The organism is Methylobacterium sp. J-030 (assembly GCF_022829545.1).
Taxonomy (GTDB): domain Bacteria; phylum Pseudomonadota; class Alphaproteobacteria; order Rhizobiales; family Beijerinckiaceae; genus Methylobacterium.
Map to the genome: position 1 here is coordinate 1 of NZ_JAKSYM010000120.1, position 1006 is coordinate 1006.

Sequence of the window (1006 nt, forward strand, 5' to 3'; positions counted from 1 at the left end):
CCCACGCACCACCTACACGATCCTGTCGGCCGCCGGCGGTGTGTCGGGCCAGTTCGCCAGCGTCACGTCGAACCTCGCCTTCCTCTCGCCGGGCCTGCGCTACCTGCCGAACGACGTCGACCTGACGCTCACCCGCAACGACGTGCCGTTCGCCGCCTCCGCCACCGGCCGCAACGGCGCGGCCGCGGCTAACGCGATCCAGGCGGCCGGCTCGGGCCGACTCTACGACGCGGCGGCGGGCTTCACCGCCACGGAGGCGGGCTCGGCCTTCCGGGCGCTGGCGGGCGACATCCACGCCGGCACGGTGTCAGCGGCCTACGAGACGGCGTTCTTCGTGCGCGAGGCGGTGCTCGACCGGCTGCGCTGGGGCCAGCCCGGCACCGGGCTCGACTACGGCAGCCTGCCGGCGAGCTACACCGCCGACCTGCCGGGAAGGCAGCCGGTGGTGGCGAACGTGCCGGTACGCACCCTCGACCCGCAGGTGTTCGGGCTGTGGGGCCAGGGCTTCGGCTCGTTCGGCACGGCCGATGGCGGCGGCAACGCGTTCGACCTCGACCGGCAGATCGCGGGCTTCGCGGTCGGTGCCGACGTGCGGCTGCCGAGCGGACTGCGCTTCGGCGTGGTCGGCGGCTACACGGAGGCGTCGCTCGACAGCGCCGTCCGCACCGGCGGCGTGAGCCGGGCGGAGAGCGCCACGCTGAAGAGCGGGTTCGGCGGCGTGTATGGCGGCACCGAGCTCGGCCCGCTGTCGCTGCGGCTCGGCGCGCTCTACGCCGACACGGATGCGCGCACGCGCCGGGCGGTGCTGTACGGGCTGTCGGACACGCTGAGCGGGCATGGCGGCGGCCACACCGTGCAGGGCTTTGGCGAGATCGGCTGGAAGATCCCGCTGGGCACGCCCGCGGTGGCGGCCCTGGTGTCGAGGGACGGGGCGGCCGCGGCGGTGCAGCCGGTGGCGAGCTACGTCGAGCCGTTCGTGGGCGGGGCCTATGTCGGGATCCGGCGT

General features: G+C 74.9%; 1 protein-coding gene. It reads left to right on the forward strand.

The window, feature by feature from the left end:
• Nucleotides 1-1006: autotransporter outer membrane beta-barrel domain-containing protein (locus tag MKK75_RS06650; protein WP_244041825.1), on the forward strand; the 1006-nt coding region annotated here is incomplete at both ends.